Origin of the sequence: Polymorphobacter megasporae (assembly GCF_018982885.2) — a bacterium.
GTDB lineage: Bacteria > Pseudomonadota > Alphaproteobacteria > Sphingomonadales > Sphingomonadaceae > Polymorphobacter_B > Polymorphobacter_B megasporae.
This window is the reverse complement of record NZ_CP081848.1, coordinates 1,017,827-1,035,395: the sequence shown is the minus strand read 5'-3', so window position 1 is coordinate 1,035,395 and position 17,569 is coordinate 1,017,827. Positions and strand designations below refer to the sequence as shown.

The window sequence follows — 17,569 nt, the reverse complement described above, 5'->3', positions numbered from 1 at the left end:
ACAAACCTACTGCCGCAAATATGTCCCGCACAAGACAGTCTAATCCCAATCGGAGAATCAATCTTCTTCGTCTCTTTTATGCAACATTCGCGTCCGTTCGAGAGGGCCAACGCCCGCCAGGAGAAGCGCCGCGATCCCGGCGATCCCGGCGAGCATCAGGAAGAAGGCGGCGTGGCTCATGCGGGTCCAGACCGTGCCGACCAATCCCGCCGACAGGCTTCCGCTGAAGATCGTCAGATACCACGCCGCGACGGTCGTCGCGCCGAGGCCCCGCGGAGCGAGACGCGCGAAGAGGCCGAGCCCGGTCGGAAGGACGAACAGCTCGCCGAGTGTGAACACGGCGAAGAAAACGACAAGCCAGCGCCAGTCGGCGCGGCCATCGCCAACGGCGACCGCAGCGAGGATGATATAGGCACCCGCGACTACGATCGCGCCAATGGCCATGCGCCGGGTCGCCCTCTCCTGATGACCCGCCGCCGCCTGCCGTCGCCAAAGCGTCAAAAGCGGCGGCGTCATGATCATGACAAGTAGAGGGTTCAGCGACTGGAACCACGTCATAGGAATCGTCATGCTTCCAGCCCGCCGATCGACGGCGGCGTCCGCCCAGAGCGCGACGGTGTTGCCGACCTGCTCGTAGGCGCCGCGGAACACCGTTACCGAAAGCGCCACGGCGACGAGGACGCCAATCGTCGATCGGTCGAAACGGCCCCGGTCCTGCAAGGCGACTGCACGCATCGGCTCAGGCGGAAGGTATTGTCCGCCCCAGAGATAGATTGCCAGCCCGGCGACCATGCCGACGCCGGCGGCGGCAAAACCGTAGTGCCAGCCGTAGACCTCGCCAAGCGTTCCGCAGATGAGCGGAGCGAGGAACCCGCCGATGTTGATGCCGACGTAATAGACGTTGTAGGCCCACGCTCGCCGTGGATCGTCCGCCGCGTAGAGGTCGTTGATCTGGCTGGGCAGCGTCGGCAGGAACAGCCCGTTGCCGATCGCGATCGTCGCCAGCGCCGGGTAAAACAGTCCGTCGAAGGCCATCATGAAGTGTCCGACCGCCATGATGGATGCGCCGACGATGACCGCACGGCGTTTGCCGAGGAAGCGGTCGGCGACGACGCCGCCGACGATCGGAGTGAAGTAGGCGCACGCGGTATAGGTGCCGTAGACGAGCGATGCAGTCCCCTGCCCGAGCAGCAGTGACTTGGTCATGTAGTAGACCAGCAACGCACGCATGCCGTAGTAGGAGAACTGCTCCCACATGTTGGTCAGGAAGAGCACGGTTAGACCGCGCGGCTGACCGAACCATCCCCGCGGCTCGGTGGTCATTCTGCGCCCGATCCCCATACCTCCGGACCCGACCAGACCGTGCCGTCGGCGTAGACGACGCATGGTGCCGGGTCGGCCGCCAGGAACGTCGGGCCGTCGAGATCGACGAGATCGCAGACCTGGCCGAGCACGAAGCCCGGGGCGGTCGCGAGGCTGGTCCCCACCATTGTCCCGACCATGACCCCGAGACCGAGACGTCGCGCCTCAGCCGCCATGAGCAGGCCCTCGGTCAGGCCGCCGCACTTGTCGAGCTTGATGTTGATGACGTCGAACCGGCCGACCGCGCTGGCGACGTCATCCAAGCCGAGTATGCTTTCGTCGCCCGCGATCCTGATCGGAGAATCCAACCCCTCCAGATCGGCGTCCCGGCCCCGCGCGAGCGGCTGCTCGACCAGGTCGACGCCGAGCGCGGCCAGCTGCGGCAGCAGATCGACGAGCTGGTGGCGGAGGAACCCCTGGTTGCCGTCGACACCGAGCCAGACGTCGGGCCGCGCTGCCCGAATCGCCGCGACGCGGGCGACATCGAGGCCGACGTCGCCGGTGAGCTTGATCTTGATCGACCGCGCCTGCGCATAACCCGTCGCCGTCGCCGCCATAGCCGTCGGCGCGTCGGCGCCGATGGTGAATGTGGTGCGTAGCGGCCGCGGCTCGCCGACCCCCGCGAGGTCCCAGACCGGCCGGCCGGCGCGCGCCGCCTCCAGCTCCCACAAAGCGCAGTCAACTGCATTACGGGCGCCGCCCGGCGGAAGAATGCCGCGCAATTCTTCGCGGCTCGGGCCGGCTTCGAGAGCGGTTCGACGAGCAGTCAGCGCTGCGATCATGTTATCGAGGTCGTCGTGCAGATAGAACACGCCCGACGCTTCGCCCCGGCCGCGATGCACGCCGTCGCTCAACGTGACGACGACGACGTCCGACGTCTCGAAGACATGTCCCGCGATGCGGAACGGCGAGGCGAGGCGAAGCGTCTCGGTGACGACTTCCATGGACAGCGGTGCCATCAGAAATACGTCGTCAGTGTGGTGAGATGGAAGACGACGCCGACGTAGAGCAGGATCGCCCCCGCGACGACAATCAGGACGCTCCACAACTTCGCGGCGATCCGTCTCCCTCCTGACCAGGTTGCGACAAGATTCCAGCCGGCGATCAGCACGGTGCCGAACAGGATGACGATGCTGCCGAACTCCAGGCCGGTGAGCACAGCGTTCATCGTCGGCGAGGGGGTCCCGCCGTCGAAGATGGCCGCGACCAATGCGGCCCACCCCACGAGCAATGCGATCTCGAGCGCCGCCATGACCCGAGTGGCGCGATAGGCCCGCAGATCCACGCCTGTCAGGGGATGGGATGCGCGATAGACTCGCCGGGCATACCACGTCACCGGCCAGTAGAGCGCGGTCAGCAGCAGAACGGCGATGCTGGCGTATGCGACCGGTAGAAGCCACGAAGCCGACACGGCTGCGGCGACCGGCAGGAACACCTCGAAGGGCGCAGCGAGGTCGAAGGTCCAACGGGCGACCTTCCCGTCGATGACCTTCGCCGCCAATCGCTCGTGGCCATAGACGTCGCGCCAGACGAACGGGGCGATCTCGACCCACTGGCGGGGACGGCCACCGGGGGCCATCAGGCTCGGCACCACCAGTTCGCCCTTCGACCCGACCGATACCGTCGTCTGTCCGATCAGGCCGTAGACGACCGAAAGGAACGACGAATCGGCCCTCCGGCTGGCCGTCCAGTTACCGACCATCATCTCGACGTGACGCTTGGCCGTGGTCGCATCGACCCGGCCGTCGGCTGCGGCGATCGTCGGGAAATAGCGGTCGGCGAAATCCTCGAACACCGCGGTCCGGAGCGCACCGACCGCACCCGCCTTTCCAGGGCTGTTGAAGGACACGTAGAGACCGACGCCGTCCTTCATGAAAAGGTGGAGCGAGGTGTGGAAGGCGCTGGTGTCGCCCAGATGGCCGATGACCTCGCGACCGTTGATGTTGGTCTCGAAGAAGCCGAGTTCCATGCGGTTGAGCGGAGGCATCAACGACAGCGGATCGACCTTTCCGAGCGGGCTGTCGTGCATCACGTCGGCGACGGCCGCCGGCAGGATCCGCTGTCCGTCGAGTTCGCCGTGTTGGAGATGGGCGATCATGAACCGACCCATGTCGGTGCCCGACGCCGAAAGCGCTCCCGCCGGAGCGGGGACGACGAATTCGAAGCCCTTGGCCTCACCCGGCTTGGGATAGCCGGTCGCCATCTGAGGGGCGAGGTTGGCCGGTAGCGGCTGACGGAAGGTCGAGTCGTGCATCCCGAGCGGGTCGAAGATATGGCGCTTGACGTAGGTGTCGAAGTCCTCGCCCGAAGCGCGCGCGACGATGTAGCCGGCCAGCGTGGTCGCCCAGTTCGAATAGGCGGGCGTGGTTCCGGGCGCGAAGATGCGCCGCGGCGTCCAGCGCTTGAGATAGGCTGCGATGCCGACGTCATCCTTGGCGTCGTAGGAGATGATGCCTTTCCCAGCCTCCTCGAACCCGGCGGTATGGGTCATGATCTGGCGCAGCGTCACCGGTTTCCCCGCGTAGGGCGGGATCGTGAAATCGAGGTATGTATTGACGTCACGGTCGAGGTCGAGCCTGCCCTCGCCGACGAGTTGCATGACCGCCGTCCACGTCACCAGCTTCGACACCGAACCAGGCCGGAACAGCGTCTTCTCCGGATCGACGGGTGTGCGTGTGGCGAGATCGGCGAAGCCGAAGCCGCGGGCGGTCAGGATCTTCCCGTCTTTGACCACAACCGCGACAGCGCCGGGAATGTCGCCTGCGCGCAGTGCATAGGGCAGATAGCCGTCGAGCCACGCGTCGACGTCGGCCTTGGACAACGGGTGGGCCGCGCTGCCCACCGCGATGGTCGCTGATGGAATGACCGTCGCGCTCGACGCCGTGGGGGCGAGACTCGAAGCCGAGGTGACCTGGGCCTGCGCGCCGCCGGCCAGCAGCCCGATCAGTCCGATGAACGTCGCCAGCCGCCGCATGCCCTACTCCCTCAAGTGACCGACTTGCCCGCCCCGACCTCACCCGATAGGATCGTGCGCAACAAGTCCGATTGGGATGGTTTGATCCCGAATGGAGAATTCGTCAATCATCCTCTGGGAGCTCGTTTCGTGTCATCGTCGGCCCCCACACTCGGCGCCCTCCTGCGTAACCTTCGCAGCCGCAACGGATGGACACTGAAGGAGATGGGAGCCAAAAGCGGCATTCCGGTATCGACGTTGTCGAAGGTCGAGCACGACCGCCTGACCCTGTCGTACGACAAGCTGCTGCAGCTCAGCCAGCGCCTGGGCATGCGCATGTCCGAATTGTTCGCCGAAAACGACGACGCGCTCGTCCAGCCGGTGACGGCGCGTCGCAGTGTCGGCAGCATCGCGCATTCGGTCCGCGTGGAGACAGCCAACTACGACTACCACTACCTCTGCACCGAGCTGCGGAAGAAGCGGATGATCCCGGTCATCGTGAAGATCCGCGCGAAGACCGCCAAAGAGTTCGGGGCGTTGGTCCGGCACGCGGGCGAGGAATACATCTTCGTGCTGAAGGGGCGGGTCGTCGTCACGAGTGAATTCTACGACCCCGTGATCCTCGAAGAGGGTGGATCGATCTATCTCGACTCGAGCATGGGTCATGCGTATCTCGCCGCCGAAGGATGTGAGGAGGCCGAGGTGCTCGGCGTGATGTCGAGTGCCGACGATGAGCACATGCAGACGCTCCTCACGATGCATGAGGACCGGGCGACCGTGGGTGCCGGAAGTGGTGGGGAGCGCGCCGATGTCGGCGGACTTCGCGGCAAGCGCCGATGACCGCCCCGGGCCACGTGTTCGTCGTCGAAGGCGCGGCATCGTCGCAACTGCCGCTCCGTCTGCTCGGCTTCTTCGCCCAGCAGGATCTGCTGCCGGCGACCATCTGCATGACGCGCTCGACCTCGGGCCTCGCCATGCGCATCGTCGAGGCGACGCTCGACGAACACCGCGCCGGTGTGATCCTCGCCAAGATGCAGGCGCTGCCCGACGTCGCCTCGGCGCTCCTGACGCATAGCCAAGGCGCTTCGTGTCTTATCGGGGGGGACGGCTGAGATGAACGGTTCCACTTGGCGTGCAGCAGCGGCGCTGCTCCTCCTGGCAACATCGCCTTTGCGCGCGGCTCCGACAGAGGACGCGCGTATCGCGAAAATCCTCGCCGCGACGCCACTGATCGACGGGCACAACGACTGGGCCGAGGTGCTGCGCGAACGCGAGGGCGACCGTCGCTGGACGATCGACCTGACGCATGGGTTGGAGCTGAGGTCCCCCCCATACAACACCGACATCGCCCGGCTGCGTCGCGGCCACGTGGGCGGGCAGTTCTGGTCGGTCTTCGTGTCGGCAGACCTGCCGCCGCTGCAGCAGGTCGAGGAGACGCTCGACCAGATCGACCTCGTCAAGAACTTCGTCGCCCGCTACCCGCGCGACTTCGCGCTGGCACGCACGGCCGCCGACGTCCGCCGCATCCACGCGAGCGGACGCATCGCCTCGATGATTGGCGTCGAAGGCGGCGGCCAGATCGACGCCGACCTGTCCGTCCTGCGCGCCTATCATGACCTCGGCGCAGGCTATCTAACGCTGACGCACGTCAAGACCCTCGCCTGGGCCGATTCGGCTACCGACGATCCGGTTCATGGCGGACTGACGCCATTCGGCGTGGCGGTCGTCGGCGAACTCAACCGCCTCGGCATGCTGGTCGACCTCAGCCACGTCAGCGAGGCGACGATGCGCGCGGCGCTGGCCGCAACCAAGGCCCCCGTCATCTTCTCGCATTCGAGCGCACGCGCGCTCGACGATCATCCGCGCAATGTATCCGACGACGTCCTCCGGCTCGTCGCGGCCAATGGCGGCGTGGTCATGGTCAACTTCGCTCCCGCCTACATCTCCGACGCCTACCGGCTCTGGTCGGCGGAAGAGGCCGCCGAGAAGACGCGGCTGAACGCGCCGCCATACGGCGGCCTCTACGTCGGCCAGCCTGCCAAGGCGCAGGCGGCGATGGTCGAGTGGCAGAAAGCGCATCCCGCGCCGCGGGTCACGCTGGCGATGGTCGCCGACCACATCGATCACATCGTCAAGGTCGCCGGGCTGGATCACGTCGGCCTCGGCAGCGACTTCGACGGCGTCGGCTTGGCGCTTCCCGAGGGCCTCGGCGGCGTTGACACCTACCCGGCCCTTCTTTCCGAGATGGCGCACCGCGGTTGGCGCGATGCCGATATCGCAAAGCTCGCCGGCGGCAACATCCTCCGCGTCATGGCGGCCTCCGAGGCGGTCGCCGCGTCGCTCGCCGGCAAACCGCCGTCGACGGCGCACTTGCCCGATCACTGACCCGTCACAATCAAGGAGATCGAGATGCGCCCGGCAGTGCTTTCCGTCCTGTTGCTCGCCACCGTTTCGGCGACGGCCGTGGCCGCGCCGCAACCGACCTACGACGTCGTCATCCGTGGCGGGCAGATCTTCGACGGTTCCGGAGGTGCGCCGTTCGTCGCCGATGTGGCGGTCACCGGTGATCGCATCGCCGAAATCGCGCCGCACGTCGCCGGTCGCGGCAAGGCCGAGATCGATGCGCGGGGGAAGGCCGTGGCGCCGGGGTTCATCAACATGCTGGCGCATCCTGAGGAGAGCTTGATCGCCGACGGCCGCGCCCTGTCCGACCTCGTCCAGGGCGTGACGCTCGAGGTCATGGGCGAGATCTCGATGGGGCCGATCAACGAGACGATGCGCAAGGCCGCGGTCGAGGAGCAGGGCGACATCCGTTATCCCGTCGACTGGACGACGCTCGACCAGTATCTGACCATGCTGCAGAAGAAGGGCATCTCTCCGAACATCGCCTCGTTCGTCGGCGCTGGCACGGTCCGGACCTACGTCCTGGGTGAAGGGGATGTCCAGCCGACACCCGGACAACTCGAGACGATGCAAAGCCTGGTCAGGAGCGCGATGGAGGACGGCGCGCTCGGGGTGACCGACGCCCTCATCTACAACCCCGCAGTCTATGCGAAGACGCCGGAACTGATCGCCCTCGCGAAGGTCTCGGCGGCCTGCGGCGGCATGTACATCGCCCACATCCGCAACGAAGGTGACCGGCTCGAGGCGGCGGTGCAGGAGACGTTCGACATCGCCGAGGCATCTGGCGCCCCGGCCGAGATCTACCATTTCAAACAGGCAGGCCGCGACAACTGGGGGAAGCTCGACAAGATCGTCGCCATGATTGAGGCCGAGCGGGCCAAGGGCGTGCGCATCACCGCCGACATGTACAACTACACCGCCGGCGCGACGGGGCTCGATGCCGCTATGCCGAACTGGGTGCAGGAAGGCGGCTATGCGAAGTGGGCCGAACGGCTGAAGGACCCGCAGATCCGCGCGCGCGTCGTAGCCGAGATGCGGACGTCACACCCGACGACGTGGGAGAACATGTATGCCGGGGCTGGACCGAAGGGCATGGTGCTGCTCGCGTTCAAGAATCCCGCGCTGAAGCCGCTGACGGGCAAGACGCTCGCCGAGGTCGCGGCGATGCGCGGCAAGTCACCTGAGGAGACGGCGATGGACCTCGTCGTCGAGGACGGCAGCCGCGTCGGCGTCGCGTACTTCCTGATGACCGAGGACAACGTCCGCCGCGAGGTCGCGCTGCCGTGGATGAGCTTCGGGTCCGACGCGGGGGCACCGTCGCCCGGCGGCGCTTTCAAACTATCGAAGGAGCATCCCCGCGCCTACGGCAACTTCGCCCGGGTGCTCGGCCATTATGTTCGGGATACGCATGACGCGACCCTGCCCGACGCCATCCGGCGGCTGACGAGCCTGCCGGCCGACAACCTTTCGCTGCCTGACCGCGGTCGTCTCCAGGTCGCCAGATATGCCGATCTCGTCGTCTTCGACCCGGCGACGATCTCGGATCATTCGACCTACGAGAAGCCTGACCAGCTGGCGACCGGCGTGTCCGACGTCCTCGTCAACGGGATGTTCGCCTTGCGGGACGGCGCCCCGACCGGCGCGGCGTCAGGTCGCGTCGTCCGCGGGCGGGCATGGACCGGCGGGCCGAACGGCGGTTGTCGTGCGGCAGCGTCCGACTGGGCATGGACACGCGGCTAATGAGGCGAGCGGCTGCGCGCGCCATACTGCCATCTAAGCCACCAAGCAGCGCAAACCTTGTGCTAGAGTCGGCAGCATCGCAGTGGTGGCGGTGGCGACAAACTCGGTAGCATCGATACCTCGGCTTCCTTCGGTTACGCAATCAGTCGCATGAGATTCAATTGGTGCCGCTCGTTTTTGCGAGCACATTCCTCTTTATCGCGTGAAGGTCAGGTGCCTACGACAGCATAACGCCCGCTCAACTGATCAGCGAAGAGCACGGTGTTTTTTTAGCCGCCGGATGAGACAAGGCGAACAGGGGAACACCGTCGTCCAAGTCGACATCAACACCGCGGGGTCGGGCAGCGAACTGGAGTCAATCCACTAGAACGGTCGCCACGTCGCGGAAGGGCTCGGGCGACGGACAATCACCGAGTTCGCATGCGAACCAGTGTTCGATGCAGATCTCCCGGGCGCAGTTGATCGGCGAACCTGCGATGGTCCAGAACAATCGATGAGTCGGTCGAGATCGTCCACCTTTGATTGCGACGATCGCCGTCGATGACCTGATCGCCTGGTCGAGCACCCGCTGCAGAATTTGGGCTAGCGTCAGATGCGGCTCTTCGCGATGCGACAGAGACGATGTGTTCGAGCCTGTGGATCGATCGAAGGCCTCGCTGTAGAGAGCCGCCCCGCTGCCGAAAGCGACGTAGAGGCTCAACGCACATGAGTGCGGTCAGCATCGTAACGGAACGAACTCGCGACCGCGCCGCTGGGACAGGCTTAATTGCTTCGTTCACGGTTTCGCCGCGGACGAAGCCGAGTGGTCGGCAACCTCGGCTCGACAGCAGACGTGAAAGCATGGGCTTCATCTTGTCGTCGCAGGCGCCGAGGATGAGCGCCAAGCCGCCGCGCGTTCGCCGATCGCGTCATGGTATCGGTCCTTGAGTTGGTCGGCGATTGGCAGGAGCATCGGATTGCTCAGGTACGCCCTCAACCGGCGATCGATAATCGCATCGATGTTTCTCATCGCCATCTCGATGCTCGCAGGATCACCCGGCGAGAACGTGATGCTGCCGAGTTCGTCCTGAAGCCCCGCCAACGCGATGTGCGCTTCCTCGAAATTCCGGGTGAGTCGATCGAAGTCCTCGGTTTTGAACATACGAGAGCAGCCACCTTCATCCGACGACGGACATTAATAGAATCGGCCCCGGGGGCCACGGCGGAATGCGTCGGTCATCGATGCCGGTTCGCGTGTGCAGCGGACCTTGCACGTCCTGCCTGGAAGGAATCGACCGGCCATCCGCCGGTTTCGATAATCGCCGAGATGCCAACCCTCGGAATAGATCGGTCATGCGAGAAAATAAACGTCCGGATCGGAACCTTAACTGGTTAAACAAATACTTGTTGGATGTTCTGTCACATCCGTTCAAATGTCCGTCTATACTTAAAGGGCGTTAACCACCCGCATATTAAGAATATTGTGGTTGGTTCGGATCACGCAAATCGATATGATTGATTAGCGAATTTCTGAACGTACACTCCCACAACTTGTCACGAGAGATGTGTTTAATGAAAGCCAGCGGGGAAGATCAAAAGACTGTCTTAGCGCCGCAGCCGCGAAGCGCTGCGCTTCCGGAAATGGCGACGGCGGTCCTCATTGTCGACGAAGACCGCCAGGTTGAATACGTGAACACGAGTGCAAGGGATCTATTCCTTCCGGTCGAACCGATCGGCTGCACGTTAACGGCTCTGTTTACCAGTTGCGGTGCTACGGGTGGAGACGAGGTATTCGCAGAAGTCGATAGCGGTGTCGCTTCGACACCGGTCAGGCTTCGGCTCACCGATGATCGCCTGCTCGACTGCACGCTGCGCCCGTTATCGAGCGGTGGTTTCGTCCTCAGCATGGATGATGTCACGACCTATGTGCGCAATGCCGAGATGGCGGAACGTGACGCATTGACCGGGCTAGCCAACCGTAAGGCGTTACGGGATCGCTTGGTGGAGCGGCTTACCAACGTAGCACGGACGGGTCAGGCAGCGGCGTTGCTGTATATCGATCTCGATCGCTTCAAGGCGGTCAATGATACGCTTGGACATCCGATCGGCGACACACTGCTCCGGAAGGTAGCCGAGCGTTTCAAGAGCGCGACGCGCGACGGCGATATCGTGGCGCGCCTCGGCGGTGATGAATTTGCAGTCATTCAATCGGACACGCCGCAGCCAGCTGGTGCGCAAGCGCTTGCGACACGCTTGGTCGACCTAATCGGCCGGGCCTATGCGATCGACGGTCACCTCCTGCACATCGGAGCAAGTGTCGGGGTCGCGATTGCGCCGATCGATGGTCGCGAGCCCGATGTATTGCTCAAGAACGCTGATCTCGCGCTCTACCGAGCCAAGGCAGAGGGCCGCGGCTGCTACCGCATGTTCGCGCCGGAGATGGCCGACCATCTGCCGGCGCGACGAGCGCTGGAAACCGATCTTCGTCGCGCTTTAGCTCTCAAGCAGCTGCAGCTTTTGTATCAGCCACAGTATAATCTCGCATCGAAGCTGATCATCGGCTTCGAAGCGCTCATCAGGTGGCACCATCCCACACGTGGCGTCGTACCGCCTGAGGAGTTTATTCCGCTCGCCGAAGAGATCAGTATCATCGGAGCAATCGGAGAATGGGTGCTTCGTACGGCGTGCAAGCAAGCCGCCGCGTGGCCGGTCCCGGTCACGATTGCCGTCAACCTCTCGCCGGTACAATTTCGGGGTGGAAAACTCGCCGAGACGGTGACGTCGGCTCTCGCTCAATCGCAGCTTGACGCGCACCGATTGGAGCTTGAGATCACGGAAGGTGCACTGCTTAACGATACCAATGATGTCCTGAAAACGCTCAATCGGCTACGGGAAGTCGGTGTCGCCGTGACGATGGACGATTTCGGGACCGGATATTCGTCGCTCGGTTACCTTCAGAAGTTTCCGTTCGATAAAATCAAGATCGACCAGTGCTTCGTTCGCGATATCGATTCTCACGTCGAACGGCAGGCGATTTTTCGTGCCGTCACTGGCCTTGCCGCGGCGCTGCGCATGAAGACAATTGCGGAAGGTGTCGAGACTGAAGGCGAGCTTGCCTGCGTCGGCGCTGCCGGTTGTGATGAAGTGCAGGGTTACCTAACCGGTCGGCCGATTTCGGCAGAAGCCACAATGGCGCTTCTTGCAACCACATGCTCAGCAGAAGCTGCTTAGGGGAGATATGTCATGTCGGACGAGCTTTATCGTCTGGTCTATTATAGCCACAATACCGTGACCGGCGATGCGGACGCGGTTGAGGCGGCGATAATCTCAATCTTGGCAAAAAGTCAGGTGAACAATCAGCGTGTCGATGTTACCGGCGCGCTAATGTTCAACTCCGGCTGCTTCGCTCAGGTCCTTGAAGGTCCGCGTTCCGCCGTTGAGGACGTGTTCGAGCGCATTCAGCAGGACGATCGTCACAGCGATGTATCGCTCCTAGCGTTCGATCCCGTAGCTGTCCGAGCTTTCGAGAACTGGTCGATGGGGTTCGTTGGAGCTTCGATCGGCGACGCCGCTCGCTACGGAGTTCTCGTCAACGGCAGCGGTTTTGATCCCGCAAAGATGGACGGTGATGCACTGTTTGACACTCTGCGAGGGCTCGCCATGGAAGAAGAGCATCCCACTGATTAAAAATACAGTGGGTGTTGACGTTGGCTTATGGATAACTGGACAGGTGGCAAGCTGTAGACATTCAGCGTCGTCACGCGGCTACTCCGCGACGCATCTCCATGCAGCTTATTTACGACTCGATCGAGAACATAGGTGACGTCCGGCATTACCGCTAGTAAAGCGGTAGTGAAAAGATATCTGACAGTCTGTCACCGCGTCAAAGGTCACGACGGAACTTCAATGAATCTTGCGTGGCGTGTGTTCGCTGACTTATTCGTCATCCTGCCCAAGGATCAAACCGCCGAAGCGCTACAAATTGCCCTCGAGGTCACGTCGAGTAGCAGCGCCGCTGTAACCTTGATCAGTTGGTGTGGCAGGACGATCTCGACCCCTTAGCTCGCTAGCCGGCAAGGCGCCGCAGTTCGAGATGCACAAATCGCTCACAGCGGTCATCCTTTGGCCAACCGGCGTCGGCGGGATCATCCTCAAAGGCCCGGCTCCTCGACGCCTCGCCGCGCTCGATCCGCGAAAGTTGTGCCGCCGACATACCACAGCGTTCCGCCAACCCCTTAAGCGATAAACCTTCGCTTTGACGCCCTTCGCGTAAACAACTGCCGAGCCTCAGCCGAGATAACCCGCGCCGACTGTCTTGAAATGGCCGGGGTACGCGATCGGTATTGCCCTCGACGGCGATTTGCGGCCAGTCAAGACTGAAGATCATCATCAAACCTAGAAGTGTGTCGTATCCAGGCCACGAATGACCGCATTCAATGCGTGACAGATTTTCCCGCGAAAGCCCGATGTCGTCGGCCACAGACTGCTGCTTGAGTTCGTGTTCCTTACGCTCCCTCCGAAGGAACGCGCCGAGATCGGGCCTGAGTTGCGCGTAGCCCGAGGGAAGCCGCTGTCTGCTGCGTGACGGCATGACTTGTGTTCCAGCGATTATGTGACGTTGATGCACATCGATTGGCGGCCCGTCCTAAACGCTTGGATGAGCAACCTCAAGCCCGATGCCGATGCCGCGATACGCGGTCGTCTAACTTCAACCCGCCGTGAGGCCGCGACGAAGCGATCGCTGCGCAAGGACAGATCGAAACCAGCATTCCAGCTAGATCAATATTACACCGATAAAGATGTGGCGGCACAATTATACCACAATTGTCATCGGTTTATGAATCTAAGTTTGTATCAAACCGTGGAGCCGAGCGCTGGTACAGGGTCTTTTTCGGATTTAATGCCGCCATGCAGGTTGGCTTTTGACCTCGAACCGAAAGGTGAGGGCATCACCAAGTCAGATTTCTTCGAGACGGAAATCCAGAGCGAACGGGGGATCGTATTCATTGGCAATGTCCCCTTTGGAAGAAATGCAAGCATTGCTATTCGCTTTTTCAACCATGCCGCTAAGCAAGCAGTCTTTATTGCATTCATCCTGCCAATGTCGTTCCGGAAGATCTCAATTATCAATCGTCTCGACCCTAACTTCCACCTAATTCACGACGAAACGGTGAAAAGCAATGCATTCGTGCTTGATTCAGAAATATTTGACGTGCCAACTGTCTTTCAGATCTGGGAGCGTCGCCCCGTTTTACGCGCGCTTATTGAGGGCGAAATCAAGCACCCCGACTTCGAGTTCACCACGAAAGACCGTGCCGATTTTGCCATTCAGCGAGTGGGCGCGAGGGCGGGCCTAATTCTTGATGAATTTTCTGCACGTCCCCCATCATCGCACTACTTTATCCGTGGCGACGTGAAGGGTGCGATGGCTGAACTCGAGCCTCAGTTCCGACGGGCGGCAGCAAATGTTACAGGTAACCCAAGCCTCGCCAAAACGGAGATCGTGGCACCGTATCGCAAGTGGGTTGAGGCAGGTGGGCAGACTAGGGCTGTCCTTACCTCGTCGGCTGACCCATTCACTGATTGAGCTCGCTGCCGGCCCCGTGAACACCGAGACACCGAAATAAGGTGTCTCATGGGACTCCAGGGTGTTAACTAAGCGTCGAAGCGTGATGCCCCTGTTCCACTGCGTAACCGGTGAAACAGGCTTGAAAAAAGCTGTCGACAGGCGGGTAGATCGGCGTCGACCCATGCCAGCTGCTCATGACCATCCCCTGCGTCGGCGTGGCGGCGTGGCGACTGCGACTTCGTTCAAAACCGCGATCGAAGATCCGACCAATTTCAAGCGGTCGTGATCGGTCGGTGCCTGGGTCGGACTGACCCTCCAGCGCTACTAGTCCGGCGAGAAAGAACTACCAACGTTCGCGTTCTTTAGCTGAAATTTGGTAGCTGCATGACTGTTTGGTCGACGGCACGAACGGCGGCGCGAGCGTTTAAAAACGGATCGCTCTTCACCTTGAGGTTACGGCTTCCGCGATGCTGTCGTAGATAACGTCGAGATCTTCGTCCGATATACAGTAAGGCGGCATGACATAGACAGTGTTGCCGAGGGGCCTCAGCAGCACGTCGCGCTCCCGAAAGAAAGACATCAGGCGCGGCGCAAGAGCAGACAGGTAGCCGTTGCTATCCCCAATTTCGATCGCCGTGACGGTGCCGAGCTGGCGTCCATTAATCGCGCCGGGCTGCGACTGAAGCATAATGAGCCCCTCTGACTGGCGTCGCGCAAGATTGCCGACGCGTTCAAGCACCGGCTCTTCCCGCCAGATCGCGATGTTGGCGTTCGCGGCGGCGCAGGCGATCGGGTTGGCGGTGTAGCTCGACGAGTGGAAGAACATGCTCGACCGGTCGGTGCCGTAGTGAGCGGCGAAGATGGGCTCGATCGCCATCGTCACCGCTAGTGGAATAGCGCCCCCTGTCAGTCCCTTCGAGAGGCACAGGATGTCGGGCACGATGCCCGCTTGCTCGCAGGCCAGCAGCGTGCCGGTCCGTCCCCACGCCGTCATCACCTCATCGGCGATGAACAGCACGCCGTGGTGCGCACAGATGCGGCGCATCTCGGCAAGCGTTGCCGCCGAATAGACCAGCATGCCACCGGCACCGAGCAGCAACGGCTCGATGATCAACGCTGCCGCTCCCTCAGCGCAGGCCTGATCAAGCGCGTCCAACGTCGTTTGCTCGCGGCCCATGGTTGGAAAAGGGATCGTCTCCACGTCAAATAGCAGCGGTGCGTAGGCACGGTTAAAGACGCCGCGCGCACCGACCGACATCGCGCCGATCGTGTCGCCATGATAGCCGTGCTCGAGCACCAGGATGCGATGCCGCGGTTCGCCACGGTTCAACCAATAGCCCAGCGCCATCTTCAGCGCGACTTCAACGCTGGTCGAGCCCGAATCGGAGAAGAAGACACGTGTGAGAGCCGGCGGCATTATCGCGCGTAGTCCGGCTGCCAGCGTCTCTGCTGGTTCGTGCGTCCACCCCGCGAAGATAATCTGATCGAGCTTACCGACCTGTTCGGCGATTGCGGCGGCGATGCGTGGGTGGGCATGGCCGTGGGTCGTCACCCACCAGGACGAGATCGCGTCAACGATCCGCCGGCCATCGGCGGTAAAAAGCGCGGCGCCTTCGGCGCGTTCGACAAGCGGGATCGGCTCGGCGAGGCCGTGCTGCGTGAAGGGGTGCCATATCGAGGATTCGCTCAACGGAAATCCTCCAGTCTGAAGTTGGCGTGGAACGCTGCCCGTAAGCTGGTCGCCGTCAGCGAGGTAAGGCGCGGGAGCCGGCCCAGGTGCCTGACTTTGCCAAGTTCGACGACGATCGCTTCGCTGTCTTCGTTTGGATCGCCAATAAACGCGATGCCGAGGATCGGGACGGCGCGGGCGCGCAGGGCTTCGATCGACAGCAAGCTATGGTTGATCGTGCCCAGTTCGGTACGCGCGACGATCACGACTGGATGGCCCCAACGGGCGAACAGGTCGGCATAGAGCAGCCGCCTCGTGACCGGCACGAGCACGCCACCGGCCCCTTCGACCACCAGCGTTTCGCGCATAGGTAAAGGCGTCAGAAGGTCAGCATTAATCTCGATACCGTCGAGCTCGGCGGCGCGGTGCGGTGAACAAGGCGTCGTCAGGCGATAGGCCTCAGGCAGGATATCTCGTTGCGGCACCCCGAGCGAGGCAACGGTTGAGGCATCGCTGCCGTCGGCCAACCCGGCCTGGATTGGCTTCCAGTACATAGCACCCAACGCTGTGGTCAAAGCGGCAGCGAAGATAGTCTTGCCGACGTCGGTGTCGGTGCCGGTTACGACGATCGTGGTCACAAATGCTCCTGCAGGGCGGTCACGAGCGCCGCAATCGACGCCTCATCGACGTTGAGCGTGAACGACAGTCGCAGCCGCGCGGTACCGGGCGGGACGGTGGGCGGACGCACGCCACGCACATCGAACCCTGTCGCCTGCAACACGGCGGCGATCTCCATCGTCCGGCGGTCGTCACCGATGACAACTGGTTGGATCGGCGATCCTGACACGGGCATCCCGATGCGGCACAACTCGCGCGCCGCTGAGTGGAGAAGCGCGTGAAGCCGGTCTCGGCGCTCTGGCTCATCGCGCAGGCAGCGCAGCGCGTCGCGGACCACGGCCGCGATTAGCGGCGACGGCGCGGTCGAGAAAATAAAGCCTCGACCTCGATTGATCAGGAAGTCGCGCACCGTGACTGGCGCGAGGATTAAGGCCCCTTCGCACCCCAACGCCTTTCCGCACGTGCGTAGCACGACGACATTGGCTCCCCCGTCGAGATCCGCGGCTAAGCCGCGACCATCAGGGCCGAACACGCCGGTGGCATGCGCTTCGTCGATCAGAAGCATTGCGCCTTGCCGTTCGGCGAGCAAGGCAGCGTCGGTTAGCGGCGCGCGGTCGCCGTCCATGCTGTACAGGCTTTCCATCGCGAGCCATGGCGTTCCCGATCCACCACGATTGCGCCACGCGGCAATCACGTCGGCAGCAGCGTCCACGTCGTTGTGTGCAAAGCCCCTTGTCTCCGCTCGGCCAAGTCGCATTCCTTCATGCGCGCTCGCGTGGATTAGCTCGTCATAGACGACGAGATCGCCGCGCTGCGGCAGCGTCGAGAAGAGCAAGGCGTTCGCACCGTAACCGGACCCCACGAAAAGGGCGGCTTCGGATCCAAAGAATTGGGCGGCTTCTTCCTCGAGCAACTCATGCTCTTCGCAGTTGCCGCGCAGCAGGCGCGATCCTCCCGAACCGATCGGAACTCCACGCGCCAAGGCCGCCACGACGGCGGCTCGCAGGCGGCTAGATGCAGCCAAACCTAGATAATCATTGGAGGAGAAGTCTAAACCGGTCCGAGGCATCAAAGACCGACGTCGACCCATTGCGGAAAGCTGCGTCAGTCCGCTCTCCAAAATATCACATGCGCCCATTCGCCTCTGCTAACGCCAGCGTAGCCACTTGCCGAGAGGCATTCGGTCGCTGCATCGACCATGTCGACGGCTCGACGTGCATCGGCATCGTGCTATCAGGTCGCCTTGGTGGTTGAAGCAGTGATCACCCGTCGAACA

16 protein-coding genes are annotated in these 17,569 nt (G+C 62.6%); 7 read left to right on the top strand and 9 right to left on the bottom strand.

Annotation, left to right across the window (positions count from 1 at the left end):
* Positions 1–57: 57 nt before the first annotated feature.
* From KTC28_RS04850 to KTC28_RS04840, 3 genes are read right to left on the bottom strand one after another with little or no spacing between them, the layout of a single operon-like run.
* Complete coding sequence (locus tag KTC28_RS04850) at positions 58–1,323, bottom strand: peptide MFS transporter (RefSeq protein ID WP_216710015.1); 1,266 nt, start codon at positions 1,321–1,323, stop codon at positions 58–60.
* On the bottom strand, positions 1,320–2,321 hold the full coding sequence (locus KTC28_RS04845) for a dipeptide epimerase (protein WP_216710016.1): 1,002 nt from the start codon (positions 2,319–2,321) through the stop codon (positions 1,320–1,322). The genes KTC28_RS04850 and KTC28_RS04845 overlap by 4 nt, the downstream gene beginning before the upstream one ends.
* The gene (locus KTC28_RS04840; protein ID WP_216710017.1) at positions 2,321–4,336 is read right to left on the bottom strand and encodes a serine hydrolase domain-containing protein; all 2,016 of its coding nucleotides are present in this window, start codon (positions 4,334–4,336) and stop codon (positions 2,321–2,323) included. The genes KTC28_RS04845 and KTC28_RS04840 overlap by 1 nt, the downstream gene beginning before the upstream one ends.
* 129 nt (positions 4,337–4,465) lie before the next feature.
* Between KTC28_RS04840 and KTC28_RS04835 the strand changes: the two genes are divergently transcribed.
* From KTC28_RS04835 to KTC28_RS04820, 4 genes are read left to right on the top strand one after another with little or no spacing between them, the layout of a single operon-like run.
* Entirely contained in the window at positions 4,466–5,155 is a 690-nt protein-coding gene (locus KTC28_RS04835) for a helix-turn-helix domain-containing protein (protein WP_216710098.1), read from the top strand.
* The gene (locus KTC28_RS04830) at positions 5,152–5,427 is read left to right on the top strand and encodes an ACT-like domain-containing protein (RefSeq protein WP_216710018.1); all 276 of its coding nucleotides are present in this window, start codon (positions 5,152–5,154) and stop codon (positions 5,425–5,427) included. Before KTC28_RS04835 ends, KTC28_RS04830 begins: the two co-directional genes overlap by 4 nt.
* A 1-nt stretch (position 5,428) precedes the next feature.
* A complete protein-coding gene (locus KTC28_RS04825) occupies positions 5,429–6,700 on the top strand; it encodes a dipeptidase (protein ID WP_216710019.1) in 1,272 nt (423 codons plus the stop codon).
* A gap of 24 nt (positions 6,701–6,724) precedes the next feature.
* Positions 6,725–8,458 (top strand): N-acyl-D-amino-acid deacylase family protein, encoded by a 1,734-nt coding sequence (locus KTC28_RS04820; protein WP_216710020.1) that lies wholly within the window; start codon positions 6,725–6,727, stop codon positions 8,456–8,458.
* Positions 8,459–8,813: 355 nt separating this feature from the next.
* Here KTC28_RS04820 and KTC28_RS04815 read toward each other — a convergent pair whose 3' ends face one another.
* Together KTC28_RS04815 and KTC28_RS04810 are read right to left on the bottom strand one after the other, a co-directional pair.
* Complete coding sequence (locus tag KTC28_RS04815) at positions 8,814–9,158, bottom strand: hypothetical protein (RefSeq protein WP_216710021.1); 345 nt, start codon at positions 9,156–9,158, stop codon at positions 8,814–8,816.
* A 147-nt stretch (positions 9,159–9,305) separates the two neighbouring features.
* Positions 9,306–9,599, bottom strand: coding sequence for a YuaX family protein (locus tag KTC28_RS04810; protein ID WP_216710022.1), 294 nt, complete (start codon positions 9,597–9,599; stop codon positions 9,306–9,308).
* Positions 9,600–10,009: 410 nt separating this feature from the next.
* Here KTC28_RS04810 and KTC28_RS04805 point away from each other — a divergent pair, with 410 nt between their 5' ends.
* Together KTC28_RS04805 and KTC28_RS04800 are read left to right on the top strand one after the other, a co-directional pair.
* Entirely contained in the window at positions 10,010–11,668 is a 1,659-nt protein-coding gene (locus tag KTC28_RS04805) for a putative bifunctional diguanylate cyclase/phosphodiesterase (protein ID WP_216710023.1), read from the top strand.
* Positions 11,669–11,680: 12 nt separating this feature from the next.
* Positions 11,681–12,124 carry a BLUF domain-containing protein gene (locus tag KTC28_RS04800; RefSeq protein WP_216710024.1) on the top strand — a complete coding sequence of 148 codons (444 nt, stop codon included), beginning with the start codon at positions 11,681–11,683 and terminating at the stop codon, positions 12,122–12,124.
* A gap of 379 nt (positions 12,125–12,503) precedes the next feature.
* On the opposite strand, the gene KTC28_RS04795 is transcribed toward KTC28_RS04800, so the two are convergent.
* Positions 12,504–12,917, bottom strand: coding sequence for a helix-turn-helix domain-containing protein (locus tag KTC28_RS04795; RefSeq protein WP_369426578.1), 414 nt, complete (start codon positions 12,915–12,917; stop codon positions 12,504–12,506).
* Between the two features lie 177 nt (positions 12,918–13,094).
* Here KTC28_RS04795 and KTC28_RS04790 point away from each other — a divergent pair, with 177 nt between their 5' ends.
* Entirely contained in the window at positions 13,095–14,024 is a 930-nt protein-coding gene (locus KTC28_RS04790; RefSeq protein WP_216710026.1) for an SAM-dependent methyltransferase, read from the top strand.
* A gap of 424 nt (positions 14,025–14,448) precedes the next feature.
* On the opposite strand, the gene KTC28_RS04785 is transcribed toward KTC28_RS04790, so the two are convergent.
* From KTC28_RS04785 to KTC28_RS04775, 3 genes are read right to left on the bottom strand one after another with little or no spacing between them, the layout of a single operon-like run.
* Entirely contained in the window at positions 14,449–15,696 is a 1,248-nt protein-coding gene (locus KTC28_RS04785; protein WP_216710027.1) for an adenosylmethionine--8-amino-7-oxononanoate transaminase, read from the bottom strand.
* Positions 15,693–16,313, bottom strand: coding sequence for a dethiobiotin synthase (gene bioD, locus KTC28_RS04780; protein ID WP_216710028.1), 621 nt, complete (start codon positions 16,311–16,313; stop codon positions 15,693–15,695). Before bioD ends, KTC28_RS04785 begins: the two co-directional genes overlap by 4 nt.
* Positions 16,310–17,431, bottom strand: a complete 1,122-nt coding sequence (locus tag KTC28_RS04775) for an 8-amino-7-oxononanoate synthase (RefSeq protein WP_216710029.1) — start codon at positions 17,429–17,431, stop codon at positions 16,310–16,312. The genes bioD and KTC28_RS04775 overlap by 4 nt, the downstream gene beginning before the upstream one ends.
* Positions 17,432–17,569: the final 138 nt, after the last annotated feature.

Bases quoted from the DNA above. Each gene is read 5' to 3' on its own strand.
- KTC28_RS04850 (WP_216710015.1), bottom strand. From the start codon at position 1,323: ATGACCACCGAGCCGCGGGGATGGTTCGGTCAGCCGCGCGGTCTAACC.
- KTC28_RS04845 (WP_216710016.1), bottom strand. From the start codon at position 2,321: ATGGCACCGCTGTCCATGGAAGTCGTCACCGAGACGCTTCGCCTCGCC.
- KTC28_RS04840 (WP_216710017.1), bottom strand. From the start codon at position 4,336: ATGCGGCGGCTGGCGACGTTCATCGGACTGATCGGGCTGCTGGCCGGC.
- KTC28_RS04830 (WP_216710018.1), top strand. From the start codon at position 5,152: ATGACCGCCCCGGGCCACGTGTTCGTCGTCGAAGGCGCGGCATCGTCG.
- KTC28_RS04825 (WP_216710019.1), top strand. From the start codon at position 5,429: ATGAACGGTTCCACTTGGCGTGCAGCAGCGGCGCTGCTCCTCCTGGCA.
- KTC28_RS04820 (WP_216710020.1), top strand. From the start codon at position 6,725: ATGCGCCCGGCAGTGCTTTCCGTCCTGTTGCTCGCCACCGTTTCGGCG.
- KTC28_RS04810 (WP_216710022.1), bottom strand. From the start codon at position 9,599: ATGTTCAAAACCGAGGACTTCGATCGACTCACCCGGAATTTCGAGGAA.
- KTC28_RS04805 (WP_216710023.1), top strand. From the start codon at position 10,010: ATGAAAGCCAGCGGGGAAGATCAAAAGACTGTCTTAGCGCCGCAGCCG.
- KTC28_RS04800 (WP_216710024.1), top strand. From the start codon at position 11,681: ATGTCGGACGAGCTTTATCGTCTGGTCTATTATAGCCACAATACCGTG.
- KTC28_RS04790 (WP_216710026.1), top strand. From the start codon at position 13,095: ATGAGCAACCTCAAGCCCGATGCCGATGCCGCGATACGCGGTCGTCTA.
- KTC28_RS04775 (WP_216710029.1), bottom strand. From the start codon at position 17,431: ATGGGCGCATGTGATATTTTGGAGAGCGGACTGACGCAGCTTTCCGCA.